The sequence below is a fragment of the Streptomyces sp. NPDC059224 genome, assembly GCF_042754285.1.
In the GTDB taxonomy this organism is placed as follows: Bacteria; Actinomycetota; Actinomycetes; order Streptomycetales; family Streptomycetaceae; genus Streptomyces.
Map to the genome: position 1 here is coordinate 15,957 of NZ_JBHZAN010000001.1, position 21,363 is coordinate 37,319.

Annotated in this window: 21 protein-coding genes and 1 tRNA gene; 12 read left to right on the top strand and 10 right to left on the bottom strand. The window is 70.3% G+C overall.

Features of this window, described 5'->3' with window-relative positions; translation table 11 throughout:
* Positions 1–17: 17 nt before the first annotated feature.
* From ACFXI4_RS00060 to ACFXI4_RS00085, 6 genes are all read left to right on the top strand, one after another.
* Positions 18–92 (top strand) — tRNA-Gln (locus ACFXI4_RS00060).
* A gap of 121 nt (positions 93–213) precedes the next feature.
* Positions 214–1,662, top strand: a complete 1,449-nt coding sequence (glmU, locus tag ACFXI4_RS00065) for a bifunctional UDP-N-acetylglucosamine diphosphorylase/glucosamine-1-phosphate N-acetyltransferase GlmU (protein ID WP_362715320.1) — start codon at positions 214–216, stop codon at positions 1,660–1,662.
* Positions 1,663–1,803: 141 nt separating this feature from the next.
* Positions 1,804–2,784: a ribose-phosphate diphosphokinase gene (locus ACFXI4_RS00070; protein ID WP_362715318.1), complete on the top strand. Its 981-nt coding sequence runs from the start codon at positions 1,804–1,806 to the stop codon at positions 2,782–2,784.
* Positions 2,785–2,993: 209 nt separating this feature from the next.
* Complete coding sequence (locus tag ACFXI4_RS00075; RefSeq protein ID WP_362715314.1) at positions 2,994–3,593, top strand: 50S ribosomal protein L25/general stress protein Ctc; 600 nt, start codon at positions 2,994–2,996, stop codon at positions 3,591–3,593.
* A gap of 74 nt (positions 3,594–3,667) precedes the next feature.
* Positions 3,668–4,276 (top strand): aminoacyl-tRNA hydrolase, encoded by a 609-nt coding sequence (gene pth / locus ACFXI4_RS00080; protein WP_384986699.1) that lies wholly within the window; start codon positions 3,668–3,670, stop codon positions 4,274–4,276.
* A gap of 42 nt (positions 4,277–4,318) precedes the next feature.
* Positions 4,319–4,828 (top strand): hypothetical protein, encoded by a 510-nt coding sequence (locus ACFXI4_RS00085; RefSeq protein WP_384986701.1) that lies wholly within the window; start codon positions 4,319–4,321, stop codon positions 4,826–4,828.
* Positions 4,829–4,891: 63 nt separating this feature from the next.
* On the opposite strand, the gene ppc is transcribed toward ACFXI4_RS00085, so the two are convergent.
* Positions 4,892–7,624, bottom strand: coding sequence for a phosphoenolpyruvate carboxylase (ppc, locus tag ACFXI4_RS00090; RefSeq protein WP_384986703.1), 2,733 nt, complete (start codon positions 7,622–7,624; stop codon positions 4,892–4,894).
* 308 nt (positions 7,625–7,932) lie between these two features.
* Between ppc and ACFXI4_RS00095 the strand changes: the two genes are divergently transcribed.
* Both ACFXI4_RS00095 and ACFXI4_RS00100 read left to right on the top strand, forming a co-directional pair.
* Positions 7,933–8,943: an acyl-CoA desaturase gene (locus ACFXI4_RS00095; RefSeq protein WP_384986705.1), complete on the top strand. Its 1,011-nt coding sequence runs from the start codon at positions 7,933–7,935 to the stop codon at positions 8,941–8,943.
* The gene (locus tag ACFXI4_RS00100) at positions 8,940–9,614 is read left to right on the top strand and encodes a TetR/AcrR family transcriptional regulator (protein ID WP_360489942.1); all 675 of its coding nucleotides are present in this window, start codon (positions 8,940–8,942) and stop codon (positions 9,612–9,614) included. The genes ACFXI4_RS00095 and ACFXI4_RS00100 overlap by 4 nt, the downstream gene beginning before the upstream one ends.
* A 47-nt stretch (positions 9,615–9,661) precedes the next feature.
* Here the strand turns inward: ACFXI4_RS00100 and ACFXI4_RS00105 are convergent, their stop codons facing one another.
* The 3 genes from ACFXI4_RS00105 to ACFXI4_RS00115 all read right to left on the bottom strand — a co-directional run bounded on the left by ACFXI4_RS00105 (position 9,662) and on the right by ACFXI4_RS00115 (position 11,092).
* The gene (locus tag ACFXI4_RS00105) at positions 9,662–9,835 is read right to left on the bottom strand and encodes a CsbD family protein (RefSeq protein ID WP_384986707.1); all 174 of its coding nucleotides are present in this window, start codon (positions 9,833–9,835) and stop codon (positions 9,662–9,664) included.
* Between the two features lie 79 nt (positions 9,836–9,914).
* Complete coding sequence (locus tag ACFXI4_RS00110; RefSeq protein WP_384986709.1) at positions 9,915–10,277, bottom strand: VOC family protein; 363 nt, start codon at positions 10,275–10,277, stop codon at positions 9,915–9,917.
* Complete coding sequence (locus ACFXI4_RS00115) at positions 10,277–11,092, bottom strand: trans-aconitate 2-methyltransferase (RefSeq protein WP_384986711.1); 816 nt, start codon at positions 11,090–11,092, stop codon at positions 10,277–10,279. Before ACFXI4_RS00115 ends, ACFXI4_RS00110 begins: the two co-directional genes overlap by 1 nt.
* A gap of 89 nt (positions 11,093–11,181) precedes the next feature.
* On the opposite strand from ACFXI4_RS00115, the gene tamR reads away from it, so the two are divergent.
* A complete protein-coding gene (tamR, locus tag ACFXI4_RS00120; protein WP_384986713.1) occupies positions 11,182–11,679 on the top strand; it encodes a MarR family transcriptional regulator TamR in 498 nt (165 codons plus the stop codon).
* 33 nt (positions 11,680–11,712) lie between these two features.
* Here tamR and ACFXI4_RS00125 read toward each other — a convergent pair whose 3' ends face one another.
* Positions 11,713–12,486: a LuxR C-terminal-related transcriptional regulator gene (locus ACFXI4_RS00125; RefSeq protein WP_384986715.1), complete on the bottom strand. Its 774-nt coding sequence runs from the start codon at positions 12,484–12,486 to the stop codon at positions 11,713–11,715.
* Between the two features lie 272 nt (positions 12,487–12,758).
* On the opposite strand from ACFXI4_RS00125, the gene ACFXI4_RS00130 reads away from it, so the two are divergent.
* Positions 12,759–13,205 (top strand): GNAT family N-acetyltransferase, encoded by a 447-nt coding sequence (locus ACFXI4_RS00130; RefSeq protein ID WP_362721940.1) that lies wholly within the window; start codon positions 12,759–12,761, stop codon positions 13,203–13,205.
* 3 nt (positions 13,206–13,208) lie between these two features.
* On the opposite strand, the gene galK is transcribed toward ACFXI4_RS00130, so the two are convergent.
* From galK to galT, 3 genes are read right to left on the bottom strand one after another with little or no spacing between them, the layout of a single operon-like run.
* A complete protein-coding gene (gene galK, locus ACFXI4_RS00135; protein ID WP_384986718.1) occupies positions 13,209–14,363 on the bottom strand; it encodes a galactokinase in 1,155 nt (384 codons plus the stop codon).
* On the bottom strand, positions 14,364–15,326 hold the full coding sequence (galE, locus tag ACFXI4_RS00140) for a UDP-glucose 4-epimerase GalE (protein ID WP_384986720.1): 963 nt from the start codon (positions 15,324–15,326) through the stop codon (positions 14,364–14,366).
* Positions 15,326–16,384, bottom strand: coding sequence for a galactose-1-phosphate uridylyltransferase (galT, locus tag ACFXI4_RS00145; RefSeq protein ID WP_384986722.1), 1,059 nt, complete (start codon positions 16,382–16,384; stop codon positions 15,326–15,328). The genes galE and galT overlap by 1 nt, the downstream gene beginning before the upstream one ends.
* 136 nt (positions 16,385–16,520) lie before the next feature.
* Between galT and ACFXI4_RS00150 the strand changes: the two genes are divergently transcribed.
* Together ACFXI4_RS00150 and ACFXI4_RS00155 are read left to right on the top strand one after the other, a co-directional pair.
* Positions 16,521–18,221: a sodium:solute symporter family protein gene (locus tag ACFXI4_RS00150; protein WP_384986724.1), complete on the top strand. Its 1,701-nt coding sequence runs from the start codon at positions 16,521–16,523 to the stop codon at positions 18,219–18,221.
* Between the two features lie 27 nt (positions 18,222–18,248).
* Positions 18,249–18,539, top strand: a complete 291-nt coding sequence (locus ACFXI4_RS00155) for a hypothetical protein (protein ID WP_384986726.1) — start codon at positions 18,249–18,251, stop codon at positions 18,537–18,539.
* Positions 18,540–18,618: 79 nt separating this feature from the next.
* Here ACFXI4_RS00155 and ACFXI4_RS00160 read toward each other — a convergent pair whose 3' ends face one another.
* Positions 18,619–19,311, bottom strand: coding sequence for a LuxR C-terminal-related transcriptional regulator (locus tag ACFXI4_RS00160; RefSeq protein WP_384986728.1), 693 nt, complete (start codon positions 19,309–19,311; stop codon positions 18,619–18,621).
* Between the two features lie 292 nt (positions 19,312–19,603).
* Positions 19,604–21,307, bottom strand: a complete 1,704-nt coding sequence (locus tag ACFXI4_RS00165; RefSeq protein WP_384986730.1) for a PQQ-binding-like beta-propeller repeat protein — start codon at positions 21,305–21,307, stop codon at positions 19,604–19,606.
* Positions 21,308–21,363: the final 56 nt, after the last annotated feature.

The window sequence follows — 21,363 nt, forward strand, 5'->3', positions numbered from 1 at the left end:
CGGTTCAGGCGAGATGTTCCCCTGTGGTGTAATTGGCAGCACTGTGGCTTTTGGTGCCATATGTCCGGGTTCGAGTCCTGGCGGGGGAGCCACCGCACACAAGACCTCGGTCCGGGCCCTGACAGCACCGTCAGGGCCCGCTCTCATGTCCCCCGTGATACGCCCCGGTATCCTTCGGATGTCCCCACCTCTCCACAGCCGAAGGGCACATCCGTGAGCGCCATTCGCCCGGCAGCCGTCGTCGTTCTCGCAGCGGGTGAGGGCACCCGTATGAAGTCGGCCACACCCAAGGTCCTGCACGAGATCTGTGGCCGTTCCCTGGTGGGTCATGTGCTCGCCGCCTCGCGTGAGTTGAACCCCGAGAACCTGGTCGTCGTCGTCGGACACGCGCGTGAGCACGTCGCCGCGCACCTGGGTGCGATCGACCCCGCCGCCCGTACGGCCGTGCAGGAGCAGCAGAACGGCACGGGGCACGCGGTACGGATGGCGCTGGAGGAGCTGGGCGGCACGGTCGAGGGGACCGTCGTGGTCGTCTGCGGGGACACCCCGCTGCTCACCGGTGCGACCCTCGCCCGCCTCACCGAGACGCACCACGGCGACGGCAACGCCGTGACCGTGCTGACCGCCGAGGTCCCCGACGCGACCGGTTACGGCCGGATCGTGCGGGACGACGCGTCCGGCGCGGTGACGGCCATCGTCGAGCACAAGGACGCCTCCGAGGCGCAGCGGGCGATCCGGGAGATCAACTCGGGTGTGTTCGCGTTCGACGGGCAGCTGCTCGCCGACGCGCTGGGCAAGGTGCGCACGGACAACAGCCAGGGCGAGGAGTACCTGACGGACGTGCTGGGGATTCTGCGTGAGGCCGGACACCGGGTCGGCGCCTCGGTGGCCGGCGACCACCGTGAGATCGCGGGGATCAACAACCGGGTGCAGCTGGCGGAGGCTCGCAGGATCCTCAACGACCGGCTGCTGGAGCGGGCGATGCTGGCCGGGGTGACCGTCATGGACCCCGCGACCACGTGGATCGACGTGGCGGTCACCTTCGAGCAGGACGCCGTCGTTCACCCGGGGACCCAGTTGCTGGGCTCCACTCATCTCGGCGAGGGTGCCGAGGTCGGGCCGAACAGCCGGCTGAGGGACACCCGGGTGGACGCGGGGGCGCGGGTGGACAACACGGTGGCCGATTCCGCCCATGTCGGTGCGAACGCGTCCGTGGGACCGTATGCGTATCTGCGGGCGGGGACGCGGCTGGGTGCCAAGGGCAAGATCGGCACGTATGTGGAGACCAAGAACGCCTCGATCGGGGAGGGGACCAAGGTGCCGCACCTCTCCTACGTCGGCGACGCGACGATCGGCGAGTACTCGAACATCGGTGCGGCGAGCGTGTTCGTGAACTACGACGGCGAGAGCAAGCACCACACGACCGTCGGATCGCACTGCAAGACGGGTTCGGACAACATGTTTGTGGCGCCTGTCACGGTCGGGGACGGTGCGTACACCGCCGCCGGGTCCGTGATCACGAAGGACGTGCCGCCCGGTTCGCTGGCCGTGGCCCGCGGCCAGCAGCGGAATATCGAGGGCTGGGTGGCCCGGAAGCGCCCCGGGAGCCCGGCGGCGAAGGCCGCCGAGGCGGCCGCCCGGCAGGGCGTGAACGAGGACTGACCGGAAACAGGTGCGCCAAAGACGTCGTACCGTGATAAGTGCACACCCGCACCTAACCAGCTGTTTCGGCCTCCGGCGCCCGGCGCAGAGGTCGCTGGACATCCAGCTGTACGGCTGAGACACCTCTGAGGAGACAGTGCTGTGACCGGGATCAAGACGACCGGCGAGAAGAAGTTGATGTTCTTCTCCGGCCGCGCCCACCCCGAGCTTGCCGAGGAGGTCGCCCAGCAGTTGGGTGTCGGGGTCGTCCCCACGAAGGCCTTCGACTTCGCGAACGGCGAGATCTACGTCCGCTACCAGGAGTCGGCGCGCGGCGCCGACTGCTTCGTGATCCAGAGCCACACGGCTCCGATCAATCAGTGGATCATGGAGCAGCTGATCATGATCGACGCGCTGAAGCGCGCGTCGGCACGGTCCATCACCGTGATCGTGCCGTTCTACGGTTACGCCCGGCAGGACAAGAAGCACCGGGGCCGTGAGCCGATCTCGGCCCGGCTGATCGCCGATCTGATGAAGACGGCGGGCGCGGACCGGATCCTGACCATCGATCTGCACACCGACCAGATCCAGGGCTTCTTCGACGGCCCGGTGGACCACCTGTTCGCCCTTCCGCTGCTGGCCGACTACGTGGGCGGGAAGGTGGACCGGAACAAGCTGACGGTGGTCTCGCCGGACGCCGGGCGGGTGCGGGTCGCGGACCGCTGGTGCGACCGGCTGGGTGCGCCGCTGGCGATCGTGCACAAGCGGCGTGACAAGGACGTGGCGAACCAGGTGACGGTCCACGAGGTCGTGGGTGAGGTCGAGGGCCGGGTGTGTGTCCTGGTCGACGACATGATCGACACGGGTGGCACGATCTGTGCGGCGGCCGACGCGTTGTTCGCGCACGGTGCCGAGGACGTGATCGTGACGGCGACGCACGGTGTGCTGTCGGGCCCGGCGGCGGATCGCCTGAAGAACTCGCGGGTGAGTGAGTTCGTGCTGACCAACACGCTGCCGACGCCGGGTGAGCTGGGCCGGGACCTGGACAAGATCACGGTGCTGTCGATCGCGCCGACGATCGCGAGCGCGGTGCGCGAGGTGTTCGAGGACGGTTCGGTGACCAGCCTCTTCGACGAGCAGTGAGGTTTCTGCAGCGACCGCGTTAGCTGCCCCTGAAGATCCTTTTGGTACGGCCTTCCCCGCCGAGTAGACTGCTCGAGTTGCTCGGCGAGGGAGGCCGTACCTGTGTTCGCGCAGGTGTCGGCGGTCCGTTATCGACGCGCTCTTCGTAGCAGGCCGTTCGTGGCCGGGTGACCTCCCCACCGTATCTACCTCTACGAGGAGTGATCACCATGTCCGAGGTGAAGATCGCCGCCGAGTCGCGTACCGAGTTCGGCAAGGGTGCCGCCCGCCGTATCCGTCGTGACAGCAAGGTCCCCGGTGTCCTGTACGGCCACGGTTCGGACCCGATCCACCTGACCCTCCCGGGCCACGAGCTGCTGCTGGCGCTGCGTACCCCGAACGTCCTGATCTCCCTGGACATCGACGGCAAGGCCAACGAGCTGGCGATCCCGAAGTCCGTGGTCCGTGACCCGATCAAGGGCTACCTGGAGCACGTCGACCTGCTGCTGGTCAAGCGCGGCGAGAAGGTCACCGTCGAGATCCCGGTGCACACCGAGGGCGAGCTGGCCCCGGGCGGCAACCTGCTGGAGCACGTGCTGAACGCGCTTCCGGTCGAGGCCGAGGCCACCCACATCCCCGAGGCCGTCACCGTGTCCGTCGAGGGCCTGGAGGCCGGTGCCTCCGTCCTCGCCAAGGACATCACCCTGCCGTCCGGCGTGACCCTGGCCGTCGAGGACGACGCGGTCGTCCTGCAGGTCCTGGCCGCGCAGGCCGAGGAGGCCCCCGCGGGCGAAGAGGGCGAGACGGCCGAGGAAGCCACCGAGGCCTGATCCTCACCGTCGTTTCATCGTTCGTCAGCCGCTGCTTCCTTCCGGGAGCGGCGGCTGGCGCGTATCAAGGAGACATGGACGTGACCACCCCCGCAGCCGCCAACGCCCCCTGGCTGATCGTCGGCCTCGGCAACCCCGGTCCGGAGTACGCGATGAACCGGCACAACGTCGGTTTCATGGTCGCGGACCTGCTGGCCGAGCGCATCGGGGGGAAGTTCAAGCGGGCCGGCAAGGCGCAGGCACAGGTCGTGGAGGGACGGATCGGGGCGCCGGGTCCGGGGAGCCAGCGGGTGATCCTGGCCAAGCCGATGTCGTTCATGAACCTGTCGGGCGGCCCGGTGAACGCGCTGCGCGACTTCTACAAGGTGCCGGTCGCGAACATCGTCGCGGTCCACGACGAACTGGACATCGACCACGGCGTCCTGCGGCTCAAGCTCGGCGGCGGCGACAACGGCCACAACGGGCTGAAGTCGATGACGAAGGCCATGGGGGCCGACTACCACCGGGTGCGGTTCGGGATCGGGCGGCCGCCCGGCCGTATGCAGGTCGCCGACTTCGTGCTGAAGGACTTCTCGGCGGCCGAGCGCAAGGAGCTGGACTACTTCGTGGACCGCGCGGCCGATGCCGTGGAGGCGCTGGTCACCGAGGGTCTTGAGCGGGCGCAAAGCTCCTACAACTCCTGACTTGTCCCCTACCGCAGTTGACCCGCCGTAGGGACATGGCCAATGATCCCGGCCATGCCTGCTGCGTCGGTCTCCTCCTCCCGTACGGCCCCGGTCACCGCCCTGCGGTTCGGCCGGGTCGTGTCGATGGGCGCGGTCGCCGTGCTGATCCTGGTCGGCGGGGTGTGGGGGTCCTGGAGCACCGCGCAGCACGTGATGCTGACGAAGGGCAAGGAGCGGGGCACGGTCAGGGTGACCGCGTGCGGTGCGGACACCTGCACGGGTCCCTTCACGCCGGTCTCGTCGGGTGCGGCCGCGCGCTCCCGGGTGGTCATCGACAAGTCGGTGGCGGTGCGCAGGGGGCAGACCTACGACGTGATCGTGAAGCCCGGTACCGACGGTGTGGTCCGGTCCGGTCCCGCCGGCATCCTGTTCGCCTGGGTGCCGCTCGGCGGCGCGCTGCTGCTGGCGTCGGTGGTGGTGGCCGGCGGGCTGCGGCTGACCCGGGTGGCGTGGGGGCTGGGCGGTTGTGGTCTCGCGCTGCTGACGGCGGCCTTCTTCGCGGTGCAGTGACCGCGTACGGCTGTGCCCCCGGGTGTACGACCCCGGGGGCACAGCCGTGTGCGGTGGTCCCGGTCAGCCGGTGTTGCGCAGGCCGGCCGCGACGCCGTTGACGGTGAGGAGCAGGGCGCGGGCGAGGAGCGGGTCGGGTTCGGCGCCCGCGGCGGCCGCGTCGCGCTGCCGCTTGAGAAGGGTGACCTGGAGGTAGGAGATCGGGTCGAGGTAGGCGTCCCGGATGCCGAAGGTCTGCTTGAGGACCGGGGTGGCGTCCAGGAGTTCGCTCTCGCCGGTGACCTTGAGGACTTCGGCGACGGTCAGTTCGTGCTCGGCGCGGATGGTGTCGAAGACGTGCTTCAGCTCGTCGGGGACGAGGGTGTCGACGTAGTGCTGGGCGATCCGCAGGTCGGTCTTGGCGAGGGTCATCTCCACGTTGGAGACGAAGTTGCGGAAGAAGTGCCACTGTTCCTGCATCTCGGCGAGGACGGTGTCCAGGCCCGCCTCGCGCAGGGCCTTGAGGCCGGAGCCGACGCCGAACCAGCCGGGGACGATCTGCCGGGACTGGGTCCAGCCGAACACCCAGGGGATGGCGCGCAGGCCGTCGAGCGAGACGCCCGAACCGGGGCGGCGGGACGGCCGCGAGCCCAGGTGCAGGTCGGCGAGCTGGTCGACCGGGGTGGAGGCGAGGAAGTACGTCGGCAGGTCGGGGTCCTCGACCAGCCGGCGGTAGGCGGCGTGGGCGGCCTCGGAGACGACGTCCATGGCCGCGTCCCAGCGGGCGAGCGCCTCGTCGGACTGGCGGGGTGCGGTGTGCAGGGCGGAGGCCTGGAGGGTGGCGGCCACCGTCAGTTCCAGGTTCTCGCGGGCCAGGGAGGGGATGAGGTACTTGTCGGAGATGACCTCACCCTGCTCGGTGACCTTGATCTCGCCCTCCAGGGTGCCCCAGGGCTGGGCGAGGATGGCGTCGTGGGAGGGGCCGCCGCCGCGGCCGACGGTGCCGCCGCGGCCGTGGAAGAGGCGCAGCCGTACGCCGTAGCGGTGGGCGACGTCGCGCAGACGGCGCTGGGCGCGGTGGATCTCCCACTGGCTGGTGGTGATGCCGCCGAACTTGGAGGAGTCGGAGTAGCCGAGCATGACCTCCTGGACGTCTCCGCGCAGCGCGACCAGACGCCGGTAGGAGGGGTCGGAGAGCATGTCCTCCAGGATGGTGTCGGCGGCCTTGAGCTCGTCGGTGGTCTCCAGGAGGGGGACGATGCCGATCTTGGCCCAGCCGGCGTGCAGGTCCATCAGTCCGGCCTCGCGGGCCAGGACGGCGGCGGCGAAGACGTCGTCGGCGCCCTGGCACATGGAGATGATGTAGGACTCGACGACCTCGGGGCCGAAGATCTCCAGGGCCCGCCTGACGGTCTGGAAGACCCCGAGGGTCTTCTCCCCGGCCGCGTCCACGGGCGCCGGGGTGGGTGCGAGCGGCCGGCGTGACCTGAGTTCCTTGGCGAGGAGCTTGGCGCGGTACTCGCGGGGCATGTCGCTGTAGCGCCAGGATTCCTCGCCGAGGCGGTCGAAGAGCTGGCCGAGGGCGTGGTGGTGGGCGTCGGCGTGTTCGCGGACGTCCATGGTGGCGAGCTGGAGGCCGAACGCGGCCAGGGTCCGGATCGTCCGGGCCAGGCGGCCGTCGGCGAACAGGCCGCCCCGGTGCTCGCGCAGGGAGGCCTGGATCAGCCGCAGGTCGGCGAGGAGCTCGGCGGTGCCCAGGTAGTCGCGGCCGGGCTGGTGCGGGGTGTCGGTGGCCAGGCGCCGCTTGGTGTTGACCAGCTTCTGCCGGATGCAGGTGGCCTTGAGCCGGTAGGGCTCCTCGGCGTTGAGGCGCTTGTAGCGGGGGCTGATCTCCGGCAGCAGCTCCAGGTCGGCGCGCAGGGACTCCAGGAGTTCCTCGGTCACGCCGGTGTAGCGGATGGAGTTGGAGAGGAAACCGCGCAGTTCGTCGATCATCTCCAGGGCGTCGTTGATGCCGTGCTCGTGCTGGAGGATCAGGACGTCCCAGGTGACCTGGGGGGTGACGTTGGGGTTTCCGTCGCGGTCGCCGCCGATCCAGGTGCCGAAGGTCAGGGGGCGGGTGTCGTCGGGGAGCTTGACCCCGACCCGCTCCAGCTCGGCGGTCAGGTCCTCCAGGACGTCGCCCACCGCGTCGGCGTGCAGTTCGTCCAGGTAGTAGATGGCGTTGCGGGCCTCGTCGGCCGGCTCGGGCCGCACGACGCGCAGTTCGTCGGTCTGCCAGACCAGGTCGATGTTCTCGGCGAGGCGGATGTCGGTGCGGCGCCGGTCCGCCTCGATGACCGGGGTGTCCAGCAGTGCGGCGATACGCCGGAGCTTGTTCAGGACCGAGCGGCGCGCGGCCTCGGTGGGGTGCGCGGTGAACACGGGACGGACGTTGAGGTTCTGGACCGTCTGGCGCAGGTGGTCGGCGTCGGCGTCCTTGAGCCGGTCGGCGGTGCGGGCCAGCAGGCCGCCCTCGGCGGCGCGGCGGGTGCGCAGTTCGCGGCCGCGGTGGACCTGCTCGGTGACGTTGGCCAGGTGGAAGTAGGTGGAGAAGGCGCGGACCAGCTTGGCGGCGGTCTCCAGTTCGATGCCGCGCAGCAGCTCGGCGGCGGCTTCGCCGTCCTCGCGGGTGAGACGGCGGACCTTCTCGACGAGGTCCAGCAGCTCGGGGCCCTCCTGGCGGACGAGGGTCTCGCCGAGCAGGTCACCCAGCCGGCGGATGTCGGCGCGCAGCTCGCTGCTGGTCGTGGTGGTCTGGTCGTCGGCACTGCTCACAGGTGCGGCTCCTTGCAGTGTTGAAGCTTCTCTGGAGGGGACCCGTCCGTCGACCGGGCGGCAGGCGGGGCCTGTCCGCATAGGGGCCGGACATCCGGGAAGGAAACAGAGCGGACCGCGCTGTCCGACCGACTCCAAGGATAGGTGGCCATGAGGACGCGCAGGGTCTCGGGCTCTTGCCGCGAGACGCCTCGCTGCCATACTTACGTCGCCGTAGGTTACGGAACCGTAGGGAAGAGTCCTCCTCGTCCCGTTCGGTCGCCGCGGATCGGCACCTGTCTCAACCCTCGACCCCCCAGGGGACGCGCATGACCTCGTCTAGTTCCGATGTGATCGACGACGCCCACAAGCCGGCCGACGCGTCGACGGTGTCCGCCACGCTGGGCGGCGAGAAGAAGGGTTCGATCGAGCAGCTCGCCCTGCTGCTGTTCATCGTCGTGCCGTTCCTCGCGCTGCTGGCGGCGGTGCCGCTGGCGTGGGGGTGGGGGGTGAGCTGGCTCGACCTGGGCCTGATGGTGTTCTTCTACTACCTGGGCTGTCATGGCGTGACGATCGGTTTCCACCGCTACTTCACCCATGGTTCGTTCAAGGCCAAGCGGCCGCTCAGGATCGCGCTGGCGATCGCGGGTTCGATGGCGGTGGAGGGGCCCCTGGTGCGCTGGGTGGCCGACCACCGCAAGCACCACAAGTTCTCCGACGCGGAGGGCGACCCGCACTCCCCGTGGCGGTTCGGCGAGACGATGCCGGCACTGATGAAGGGCCTGTGGTGGGCGCACATCGGCTGGCTGTTCGACGAGGAGCAGACCCCGCAGGAGAAGTACGCGCCTGATCTGATCAGGGATCCGGTGATCCGGGCGGTCTCCCGTCAGTTCATCCTCTGGACGGCGCTCTCCCTGGCGCTGCCGCCGCTGATCGGCGGTCTGGTGACCTGGTCCTGGTGGGGCGCGTTCACCGCGTTCTTCTGGGGTTCACTCGTCCGGGTGGCACTGCTGCACCACGTGACCTGGTCGATCAACTCGATCTGCCACGCGGTGGGCAAGCGGCCGTTCAAGTCGCGGGACAGGTCGGGCAACGTGTGGTGGCTCGCGGTGCTGTCCTGCGGCGAGTCCTGGCACAACCTGCACCACGCCGACCCGACCTCGGCCAGGCACGGTGTGGAGCGCGGCCAGCTGGACTCGTCGGCACGGATCATCCGCTGGTGCGAGAAGCTGGGCTGGGCGTACGACGTCCGGTGGCCATCACGCTCCCGTATCGATTCACGCCGCAACAACGGGGAAGGCGGTTCCCGGCGAGGGGCGGAGACCGCCGAGGCGGCATGATTGACGCCGTGGCGACCGACTCCAGCACCCCCAGTCCCGAAAAGCCGCGGCGGGCACGCCGCACCCGGATGACCGGTGCGGAGCGCCGCCAGCAGTTGCTGGAGATCGGTCGCACCCTCTTCGCCGCGAAGGGTTTCGAGGGCACCTCGGTGGAGGAGATCGCGGCGAAGGCCGGGGTCTCCAAGCCGGTGGTGTACGAGCACTTCGGCGGCAAGGAGGGCCTGTACGCGGTGGTGGTCGACCGGGAGATGCGGCGGCTGCTGGACATGGTGACCGGCTCCCTGACCGCCGGGCACCCGCGGGAGCTGTGCGAGCAGGCCGCGTTCGCCCTGCTCGACTACATCGAGGAGTACACGGACGGGTTCCGGATCCTGGTCCGGGACTCACCGATCCCGCAGTCCACGGGTTCCTTCGCGTCCCTCATCTCGGACATCGCCACCCAGGTGGAGGACATCCTGGGCCGCGAGTTCAAGTCGCGCGGCTTCGACCCCAAGCTGGCTCCGCTGTACGCGCAGGCGCTGGTGGGCATGGTCGCGCTGACCGGCCAGTGGTGGCTGGACGTGCGCCGCCCGAAGAAGGCGGAGGTCGCCGCCCACCTGGTCAACCTGGCCTGGCACGGTCTGGACGGCCTGGAGCCGAAGCCCCGGCTGATAGGGCACCGCAAGGCGTGACGCCCCCGGCCGCGGTGCCGGTACGTCCCCGGCACCGCGGCGGAGTCTCAGCGCTTGAAGACGTCCTTGGCCTTCTCCTTGGCCTGGCGGGCGTCGCCCTTCGACTGTTCGAGGCGTCCTTCGGCTTCCGTCGACAGGTTGCCCGTCGCCCGCCCGCCGACCTCCTTGGCCTTGCCCTTGAGCTGTTCCTTCTTGGCCCTGGCCTTCTCTTCGCGTGCCACCGTCGATCACTCCTGACGTGGTCGGTACCCGGCTGTCGTCCCGCCGGGTAACCGTGATCGGGCCCCGGCAAACGGCTGCTCAGCGGACCGGTTCCAGGAACTCCAGGCGGTTGCCGACGGGGTCCTCGCAGTAGAAGCGCCGGTGGCCCGGGAGGTCCCCGTCCCAGGCGACGGGGGTGCCGTGGGCGGTGAGCCGGGCCGCGTACGTCTCGATGGCCGTCACCAGCAGACCCGGGTGGGCCTGCCTGGCCGGCCGGAAGGCCTGCTCGATCCCCAGGTGCAGATGGACCTCCCCGGCCCGGAACCAGCAGCCGCCGCGCGCCGCGAGCGCGGGCGGTTTGGGGACCTCCGTCATGCCGAGGGTGTCCACGTAGAACGTCCGCAGCAGGTCCTCGGAGCCGGGCGGGGCGGCGAGCTGGACGTGGTCGAGGGCGGCGAGCATCAGTCCTCCTCCTTGCGGGCGACGGCGAAGACGCGCCGGAACGGGAACGGGGTGCCGTGCGGTCCCGCCGGGTAGGCCTCGCGCAGTGCGGCCCGGTACTCGGCCAGGAAGGCGTCACGGGCCCCGGGGTCGTCGGCGAGGGCGGTGAGCACGGGGCGCAGTCCGGTGCCCTTCACCCAGTCGAGGACCGGGTCCTCGCCGGTCAGCAGGTGGATGTAGGTGGTCTCCCAGACGTCGGCGGCGCAGCCGAGCCCGGTCAGCCGCTCCAGGTAGGCCTCGGGGGTCAGGACGGCGTCGTCGTGGCGGAGGGCCCCGGCGAGGCGGCTCCGCCAGCGGGGGGACTCGGCGAGGGTGCGCATCAGCCGGTGGCTGGGGGCGGTGAAGTTGCCGGGGACCTGGAAGGCGAAGGTGCCGCCGGGGGCGAGGCCGGCGATCCACTCGGCGAACCGTTCGGTGTGCCCGGGGACCCACTGGAGCGTGGCGTTGCTGACGATGAGGTCGTAGGGGCGCTCGGGCGCCCAGCTGCGGACGTCGGCGTGGGCGAAGTCCAGCCGGCCGCCGCCGGCCGTGGGGCCCTCGTACTCCACGCGTGCCTTGTCGAGCATCTCGGGCGAGTTGTCGTAGCCGGTGATGCGGGCGGTGGGCCAGCGCTGGGCGAGCAGGGCGGTCATGTTGCCGGGGCCGCAGCCGAGGTCGGCGACGGCGGGGGTTTCGCCGGGGAGCGCGGGGATCCGGGCGAGGAGGTCGGTGAAGGGGCGGGCGCGGTGGCCGGCATGCCGGAGGTACTGGGCGGGGTCCCAGGCGGGGGTCGTCATGGGTTCCACCTTCCCCGCCCCGGTCTCTTGATGTCAAGAAGCTCGACATCAAGAGACTTCATGTCGACACAACCACTACACTGATCGCCATGGAGGACGAGGTCGATCGGCTGGTGGCTGCGTGGCGCCGGGAGCGCCCGGACCTCGACGTGGAACCGCTTGAGGTGCTCAGCCGGGTGAGCCGACTGGCCCGGCACCTGGACCGGGCACGTCGGCTGGCCTTCGCGGAGCACAGCCTTGAACCCTGGGAGTTCGACGTGCTGACCGCGCTACGGCGCGCGGGGACGCCGTATCAGCTCTCCCCCGGTCAGCTGCTCACCCAGACCCTGGTCACCTCGGGGACGATGACCAACCGCATCGACAGGCTGACCAAGAAGGGCCTGGTGGAGCGGTTGCCGGACCCGAGCGACCGGCGGGGCGTGCTGGTGCGGCTGACCGAGGAGGGCCAGGACCGCGCGGACCAGGCCCTGGCCGGGCTCCTCGCCCAGGAGCGGGCGATCCTCGCCGAACTCTCCCGCGCCCAGCGCGCCGAACTCGCCAGTCTGCTGCGCCAGTTGACCGCCCCGTTCGACAACATCCCCGGCTGAGGGATCTGCCGGGCGGATCGCGGGACGCGTTGATCAGGCGCTGCTGCTCTCCTCCGGCATGATCCGCCCGGCGGGCTCCAGTTCGGCGGGCCCGACCCCGGCGCGGCGGGCCAGGGCGACGGCGGCCAGGGTGGAGTGCACGCCCAGCTTGCCGAGGACGTTCTGCATATGGGTGCGGACGGTGTGCGGGGACAGGAAAAGGCGCTCGGCGACCGCCTTGCGCCCCAGGCCCGCCACCATGCACCGGAGCACTTCCCGCTCCCTCGGCGTGAGGGACTCCACGAGCCGTTCGCTCTCGGTGCGGTGCTTGCGCGCGGCCGTCAGCTCCCGCAGCACCCCGGTCAGCAGGGCGGGCGGCAGATGGGTCTCGTCGCGCAGCACGCCCCGGATGACGTTGAGCAGCCGGGACAGCGAGCAGTCCTTGGCGACCCAGCCGCAGGCACCGGCCTGCAGGGCCAGGGCCGCACGCCGCGGATCGTCCTTCTCGGCGAGCACCACGACACGGACGGCGGGCTGCGCCGAGCGGACCCCGGAGACCAGGGATATCCCGTCGACCAGACCCTCCTCGTTGCCCTCCTGCACCGGTACCGCCGCGCGTCCGCCGGGCAGTTGGCCGCCCAGATCGGCATCGACGAGCAGCACGTCGTAGCGGCGGCCCTCGGCGACCGCGCGCTCCAGGCAGCGCAGCGCCGCCGGACCGCTGCCGGCCGCGGAGACGTCGACGTCGGGCTCGGCGGCCAGTGCCGCGGCGAGCGACTCGGCGAAGATACGGTGGTCGTCGACGACCAGAACTCGGGTACGAACCACAAAACCCCCTTCCCCAAGCTCTTCACGAGCAGGGGATGCCCCAAGGTGCTCAGAACGACGGATCACACGGCCACGACACCCGTGCGAGGGCCGGACCGCACGGCCGCCGCCGTGCCTGAACTGCTACCCCCACCGCGGGTGTCGTACCCGACTTGTCTCGCCCCCTGATCAGCACCGGCCCCCACCGGTACCGCTCTTCAGGGTACGGAAGGGGGGCGGGAGCGGAAGGCAATTTGCAGAACTGCCCGGCCGGCGCGTTTATGGTGTGCCGCATGTTTCGTATCGAGACGGAAGTCGACAAAGAACGGCGGGAACTGCTCCGCACCCGGCTGCTGGAGACCAACACGGCGGCCTCCCCGGTCCTGGCGGCTCTGCGCGGCACCCCCGCCGAACGCCAAGTGCCGCTGCACGTCTGGGCGATGGACGAGGAGTCGGGCGAACTGGCGGGCGGGCTGGTGGGGCACACCTGGGCGAGCTGGCTGCACGTCACCTACCTGTGGGTGGACGCGGGCCGTCGTGGTGCGGGCCTGGGCGGCCGGCTGCTGGCCGAGGCGGAGCGCATCGCCGGGCAGGACCGCGACTGCACCGCGGCGCGCCTGGAGACCTGGGACTTCCAGGCGCCGGACTTCTACCGGAAGCAGGGCTACGAGGTGGTGTGCGTGGTCCCCGACTATCCGCCGGGGACCACGGAGTACACACTGACGAAGCGGCTGGGCTGAGTCTCAGCTCTCCCGGCGGGCGCCCGCCGACGGCACCGCCTCGAACGTCCGGGGCACCTTGAACCCGGCCGCCGCGAACGCCTCCTCGACCGCCTTGGTGATCGTGTCGACGTCGGACGCCTCCGTGAGGACGATCGCCGAGCCGCCGAAGCCGCCGCCGGTCATCCGCGCGCCCAGCGCTCCGCCGGCCAGGGCCGTGTCCACGACCAGGTCCAGCTCCGGGCAGGAGATCCGGAAGTCGTCGCGCAGCGAGGCGTGGCCCTCGGTGAGGACCGGGCCGATGGCACGGGTGTCGCCGGCCTCCAGCAGGGACACGACGCGTTCCACGCGGTGGTCCTCGGTGACGACGTGCCGGACCAGACGCCGTACCTCCTCCTCGTCGCCCAGCCGGCCGAGCGCCGCGTCGAGGTCCTCGTAGGCGATGTCCCGCAGCGCGTCCACGCCCAGCAGGGCCGCGCCCTTCTCACAGCCCGCCCGGCGCTTGCCGTACTCGCCGCCGCTGTGCGCGTGCTTGACCTGGGTGTCGACCACCAGCAGGCGCATGCCCTCGGCCGCGAGGTCGAAGGGGATCTGCTTCTGCGACAGGTCCCGGGTGTCCAGGAACAGGGCGTGCCCGTGCTCGCAGCAGGCGGACGCCGTCTGGTCCATGATGCCGGTCGGCGCCCCGACGTAGACGTTCTCCGCGCGCTGGCACAGGCGGGCCAGCTGCCAGCGGGCCAGGCCCAGCTGGTGCAGGTCGTTCAGGGCGAGGGCGATCACCACCTCCAGGGCCGCGGAGGAGGACAGGCCGGCGCCGGTCGGGACCGTGGAGGACAGGTGCACGTCGGCGCCGGTGACCGGGTGGCCGGCCTCGCGCAGCGCCCACACCACACCCGCCGGGTACGCCGTCCACTCGTGGTCGGTGCCGGGTTCCAGGGCATCCAGGGCAAGCTCGGCGACCCCGCCCTCGATGTCGGCGGAGTGCAGGCGCAGCACGCCGTCGGTGCGGCGGGAGACCGCGGCCGTCGTCACGTGCGGCAGCGCGAACGGCATCACGAAGCCGTCGTTGTAGTCGGTGTGCTCACCGATCAGGTTGACCCGGCCCGGTGCGGACCAGATCCCTTCGGGCGCGGTTCCGTAGAGCTCCGTGAAACCGTCCCGGACCTGCTGTGCCCCCATCTACTGCTCCCTCGATACGTGCTGGGCGAACTCCCAGGCGTCCGCGACGATCCCCGCGAGGTCCGCGCGGGTCGGGTTCCAGCCCAGCTTCTCGCGGGCGGCGGCCGCCGAGGCGACCAGGACGGCCGGGTCGCCGCCCCGGCGCGGGGCCACGACCTCGGGGATCGGGTGGCCGGTGACCCGGCGGACGGTCTCGATGACCTCGCGGACCGAGAAGCCCTCGCCGTTGCCGAGGTTGCAGATCAGGTGCTCGCCGGGGCGCGCGGCCGTCAGGGCCAGCAGGTGGGCGTCGGCCAGGTCGGCGACGTGGATGTAGTCGCGGACGCAGGTTCCGTCGGGCGTCGGGTAGTCGTCGCCGAAGACGGAGATCGCCTCCCGCCTGCCCTGGGCGACCTGGAGGACCAGCGGGATCAGGTGCGACTCGGGGTCGTGGCGCTCGCCCTGCGCGCCGTACGCCCCGGCCACGTTGAAGTAGCGCAGGGAGACCGCGCCCAGGCCGTGGGCGGCGGCCTCGCCGGTGATCATGTGGTCGACGGCGAGCTTGGTGGCGCCGTACGGGTTGGTGGGCTTCGTCGGGGCGGTCTCGACGATCGGGACCTGCTCCGGTTCGCCGTAGGTGGCCGCCGTGGAGGAGAAGACGAGCCTGCGGACGCCGGCCTCGCGCATCGCGCCGAGCAGCGCCATGGTGCCGCCGACGTTGTTGTCCCAGTACTTCTCGGGCTTCACGACCGACTCGCCGACCTGGGAGGACGCGGCGAAGTGCAGCACCGCGTCGTAGGAGGAGTCGAGCCACTTGGCGGCGTCGCGGATGTCGCCCTCGACGAAGGCCGCGCCCGCCGGGACGCCTTCCCGGAAGCCCGTGGAGAGGTTGTCCAGGACGGTGACCTCGTGGCCCGCCTCCAGCAGGTGCTGGGCCACCACGCTGCCGACGTACCCCGCTCCGCCCGTCACCAGGTACTTCATCAACTCGCTACCTCTCGCAGTCGCTCGGCCGCGCGCTCCGGCGGCACGTCGTTGATGAACACGTTCATGCCGGACTCGGAACCCGCGAGAAACTTCAGCTTGCCGGACGTTCGGCGGATGGTGAAAAGCTCCAGGTGCAGCGCGAAGTCGTCGCGCGTGACCCCCTCGAACTCCTCCAGCGTCCCGAACGGCGCCTGGTGCCAGGCGGCGATGTAGGGCGTGGGAGGTTCACCCTCACCGAAGATACGGTCGAAGCGCCTCAAGAGTTCCAGATAAACCTGGGGGAACTCTGAGCGGGCCGCCTCGTCGAGACCGAGCAGGTCGGGGACCCGGCGCTTCGGGTACAGGTGGATCTCGTAGGGCCAGTGCGCCGCGTAGGGCACGAAGGCGGCCCAGTGTTCACCCTCAAGGACGACGCGCTCGGCGGCGAGTTCACGCTCCAGGACGGCGTCGAAGAGGTTCTCCCCGCCGGTCGCCTCCTTGTGGGCCGCCAGTGACCGCAACATCAGTGCGGTGCGAGGGGTGGTGAAGGGGTAGCCGTAGATCTGGCCATGGGGATGACCGAGCGTCACGCCGATCTCCTCACCGCGGTTCTCGAAGCAGAACACCTGCTGGACGGAGGGGAGATGGGACAGTTCCGAGGTCCGGTCGGTCCACGCGTCGAGGACCAGCCGCGCCTGCTCCTCGGTGAGGCTCGCGAAGGACGCGTCGTGGTCGGAGGTGAAGCAGACCACCTCACAGCGCCCGGAGTCGCCGGCCAGCGAGGGGAAGCGGTTCTCGAACACCACCACGTCGTACGACGAGTCCGGGATCTCGCTCAGCCGGTCGCCCCTGGTCGGACACAGCGGGCACTGGTCGGCCGGGGGGTGGTAGGTGCGGCCCTGCCGGTGCGAGGCGATGGCGACCCGGTCGCCGAGGAGCGGGTCACGCCGGATCTCGGAGGTGGTGTGCGTCCGCTCCAGCGGCCGGCGGTCCACCGCGTCGCGCATGGTGTCGTCCCGCAGGTCGTAGTAGATGAGCTCGCGACCGTCGGCCAGCCGGGTCGAGGTCTTCTTCACTGCGGACTCCCGAAAATCGAGCGTTGTTCGAGTCAGCCAACCATCAAACAGAACCGAACACACCAAAACACAACTCACCAGGTGAGTCAACATCGCAATCAATCAAGGTGAGACAACAAAAGTGTTGAATTACTGGGTGCAGAACCCCACGAACGCCCATGTATCCCCCACATACCTCGCGGAGGAGCTGCGGCTCCCCACCAACGGCCTCGACTACGCGATCCTCGCGATCTACTTCGTGGTCGTCCTGGGCATCGGCTTCGCGGCCCGCCGCTCGGTGCGGACGAGCCTCGACTTCTTCCTCTCCGGGCGCTCACTGCCCGCGTGGATCACCGGACTCGCGTTCATCTCGGCGAACCTGGCCGCCACGGAGATCCTCGGCATGGCCGCCAACAGCGCGCAGTACGGCGCGTACACCGTGCACTGGTACTGGATCGGCGCCATTCCGGCCATGGTCTTCCTCGGCCTGGTGATGATGCCCTTCTACTACGGCAGCAAGGTCCGCTCGGTCCCCGAGATGCTGCTGCTGCGCTTCGACAGAGCCGCACACCTGCTGAGTTCGATCCTGTTCGCCTTCGCCGCCATCCTGATCGCGGGTGTCAACCTGTACGCCCTCGCGATCGTCGTCGAGGCGCTGCTGGGCTGGCCGCAGTGGGTGGCGATCGTGGTGGCCGGCGCGTTCGTGCTGGCGTACATCACCCTCGGCGGCCTCTCCTCGGCCATCTACAACGAGGTGCTCCAGTTCTTCGTGATCCTGGCCGCGCTCATCCCGCTGTCCGTGCTCGGCCTGAAGAAGGCCGGCGGCTGGGACGGTCTGGTCGACAAGCTCGACGCCGGCCACGGCCACAACTTCACCACCGCCTGGGGCGGTACCGGCATCGGCAGCGTCAACCCGCTCGGCGCGAACTGGCTGACCATCGTCCTCGGCCTCGGCTTCGTCCTCTCCTTCGGCTACTGGACGACCAACTTCGCCGAGGTCCAGCGCGCCCTGTCGGCGAGGAACCTCTCGGCCGCCCAGCGCACCCCGCTGATCGCCGCGTACCCGAAGATCTTCATCGTCTTCCTGGTGATGATCCCGGGCCTGGTCGCCGCCGCGCTGGTACCGGACATCGGCACGGCGGGGTCGGACCTCCAGTACAACGACGCGATCCCGTACCTGATGTCCCAGCTGCTGCCCAACGGCGTCCTCGGCATCGCGGTCACCGGTCTGCTCGCGGCCTTCATGGCCGGCATGGCCGCCAACGTGTCGTCCTTCAACACCGTGTTCACCACGGACATCTGGGCGAAGTACGTGGTCAAGGACCGGGAGGACGCCTACTACGTGCGCTTCGGACGCCTCATCACCGCGATCGGCGTCTGCGCCTCCGTCGGTACGGCGTTCCTGGCGTCGTCGTTCTCGAACATCATGAGCTACCTCCAGACGCTGTTCTCCTTCTTCAACGTGCCGATGTTCGTCGTCTTCATCGTGGGCATGTTCTGGAAGCGCGCCTCGGCGAAGTCCGGCTTCTGGGGGCTGCTGGCGGGGACGGTGACCGCGATGGTCAACTACTTCGTCCTCTACAAGAAGGACATCATCGGCATCCCCTCGGACCAGGGCGCCAACTTCGTCTCCGCGATCGCCGGCTTCGTCGCCGGTGCGGTGGTGATGGTGATCGTGTCCCTGTTCACCGCGCCCAAGTCGGAGGCGGAGCTCGCGGGCCTGGTCTACGGCACGCGCTCCCCCGGCCTGGCCGAGCCGCCCGCGCCCGGCGACGAGGCCTGGTACCGGCGGCCGGCGCTGCTGGGCTGGGGCGCCGTGGTCCTCGCCGCCGCCTGTTACATCCCGTTCTCGTTCTGACCCCGGCCGCGGGAGAATGGAGAGACCATGACCGACGACATCCAGCGGGAAGTCACCGAACTGGAGGGCAGGTCGGCCACCGCCGCCCGCATCTTCGACCTGCGGCGGATCATCGGCGGGTTGTTCGTGCTCTACGGGATCATCGTCACGATCACCGGGATCACGGACTCCCAGGCCGAGATCGACAAGGCGCAGGGGATCAACATCAACCTGTGGACCGGGATCGGGATGCTGCTGCTGGGGGTGTTCTTCCTGGTGTGGCTGTGGCTACGGCCCACCCCACCGCCTGTTCCTGCCACGGAGGAGGAGACGGAGTAGGTACTTGCTCGGCTGCGGGTGCGTGGGGGCTGGTCGCGCGCCCGCGGCGGCAGCCGCACGTCGATACGGCCCCGCGCCCCTAAAGGGGCGCCTGTGTGCCGCCGTTCAGAGGTCCCGCCCGGTCCAGGAGCCCTGTCCGTGCCGCCAAAGCCGCCGCCTCCAGCCTCGACCCCACCCCCAGTTTCATGAGGACCCTCTGCACATGGGTGCGGGCCGTGCTCGGAGCGATGCCCATGCCCGCGGCGATCAGGCGGGTGTCCTCGCCGTCGGCCACCCGGACCAGGACCTCGACCTCCCTCGGGGTGAGCATCTGGAGCAGGCGCTGGCCCTCGTCGTCGGGCTGGGCCGCGGGGTTGAGCAGTTCACCGAACGCGCCCTGGAGCAGCGCCGGCGCCACGGCCGCCTCACCGGCCCGCGCCTTCATGATCGCCCGCTCGACGCCCTCTATCCGCTCGTCGTGCCGCACGTACCCGGAGGCACCTGCCGCGAAGGCCGCCGCGATGCCCCGCGGCGACGGCACCGGGCCCAGGACCAGGACGGCGACCTGCGGCCGCTCCCGCTTGATCTTCACCACCGGATCGAAGATCCCCGGCTCGGCCGGGGCGGCCGTACCCAGCAGGCACACCTCGGGCGCGCGAGTGATCACCAGCTCCGCCGCACCCGCCGCCGGCGCCGCCGCGGCGAGCACCCGGTGGCCCCGTAGTTTCAGCGCCGAGGCCAGCGCCTCGGCGAGCAACCGGTGGTCGTCGACCACCATGAGCCGCACTCCCATAGAGCAACCCCCCAGTCCCCCCAATGGATGCCCCACTATGGATGCCCACTGGTCCGCATGGACAGAGGGCCCCCCGGCACCTCGTCCTTCATGCCCCCGGAAGCTACACGCTTGTTCGACGTTGCGCTGCCCCTACTGATGAGAAGTGCCCCGGATCGGAGGAATCTCTGGCTTTTCTGGTATTCGCAGATGAAGAGCGGGTGTGGTGCGGTACGTGTCCGGTCCCGTCCCTGATCAGCGACGGGACCGGAATCACCGGCCGGGTGACCGGGCGCTCCCGCTCGACGAGCCGTCAGCCGCCCGCGCCGAACGCGGTGACCAGGTACTCCCTGGCCGACAGCGACGAACCGGCCGCGTGGGCGTACACCGCGGACAGGTACAGGTGCCCCCGCGCGTACAGGACCTCCGCGGTCGTCGGGGACAGGGCGGTCTCCACGGCCCTGACCTCCGCGGTCGCCGGGTTCTCCAGCAGCTTGGTCTCCTTGAACGAACCGCCGTCGATACTGACGACCTGAGCTCCCTTGTCGTACGGCGGGTTCTTGTACGCGATCACGTTCGGGCCGTCCATGCGCAGCGGGGTGATCGTGTACTTGTCGCCGGCGTCGGCGCGCTGGCCGGTCTGCCTGCCGGTGGCCAGGTCGAAGGCGACGATCTCGTTGGTCCTCGCGAGGCCCCCGCCACCGTCGTGCTCCTCGGTCGCCAGGTACAGCCGGCCGTTGCCGACCACCACTCCCTGGCACTTCTCCACCTGGTAGATGCCGTCGCAGCGGGCCGCGTAGGCGCTGCCCGGCGTGGAGATACGGGTGCGCAGCTTCCCGGTCGTGTTGTCGACGGAGAAGACGTCCGAGAAGCCGCTGCCGTCGCCCGCGCTGTCGTTGACGTCGGCGGCCACGACCAGGGGGTCGGTCGACACGACGCTGGCGTAGGGGATGCCCGAGGTCATCTCGTACTCGGAGATCACCTTGCCGGAGACCGGGTCGATGGTCTGGATGTGCAGTTGCGCGGTGTCGCCGCTGCCGCACCTGCGGACCGCGACCAGCTTCGGTCCACCGCCGTAACCCGCGTCGTAGCAGGTGTCGGCCGGCTTCGGCTGCCAGCGAACCTTGCCGGAGGCGAGGTCGAAGGCGGCGCCGCCGCTGGTGCCGCCGACGGCGACCGTCTGCTGAGCGACCGTCACGTTGTTGAAATTGACGGGCACGTCACCGGACTTGACCGTCCGCGTCCAGAGTCTCCGGCCGGCGTTCAGGTCGATCGCGGCGACCTGGGTGCAGCCCGCCGAGGAGCCCTTGGGCGGCATCTTCGGCTGGAAGACAACGGCCGTCCTGCCGTCCGTGCTGACGTGTCCGGTGGCGTAGCAGACCGGGCCGGGCAGCGGGACGGTCCACAGTTCGGCGCCCGAGTCGGGGTCGTAGCCGACGATCCGGGCCACACCGGTCTTCGCGTACACCTTGTCGGTCAGCCAGGAACCGGCGGTGACCGTGGTGTCGTCGGCCGTGGGCAGCGGGACCTGGAAGAGAACCCTGGAGGCCGGGTCCGCCGGCACCTCCTCGCTGCCGCCGCCTCCCCCCTTGCCGCCGGTGCTGGAATTGGTGGTGTCGTCCTTCTTGCCGCCCCCTGACGAGGACTTGGAGTACCAGATGCCACCGCCGACGATCAGCGCGATCACGACGACCGCGGCGACGATGATGAACAGCGCGGCGTTGTTCCTGCCGGCGGCGGGAGCGGACGCGGGCGCGGCGGGGCCGCCCGGGTAGCCGTAACCGGGCTGCTGGGCATACGGGTTCGCCGCCGCGGGCTGGGCGGGGTGGCCGTAGCCGGGCTGCGGGGGCTGTGCGGGCTGGGGCTGCTGCGGGTAGCCGTAGCCGGGCTGCGGGGCCGGGGGCTGGCCGGGGTAGCCGTATCCCGGCTGGGGGGCCGGGGGCAGCGGCGGCTGCGGTGGGCCGAAACCGGGCTGCTGCGGGGGCTGGTTGGGCGGTGGCGGAGGCGGCTGGGTCATGACGGGTACCTCTGGGGAGGGCGCGGGAGACGGCTGGGGACGGGCGAGATGGGTCC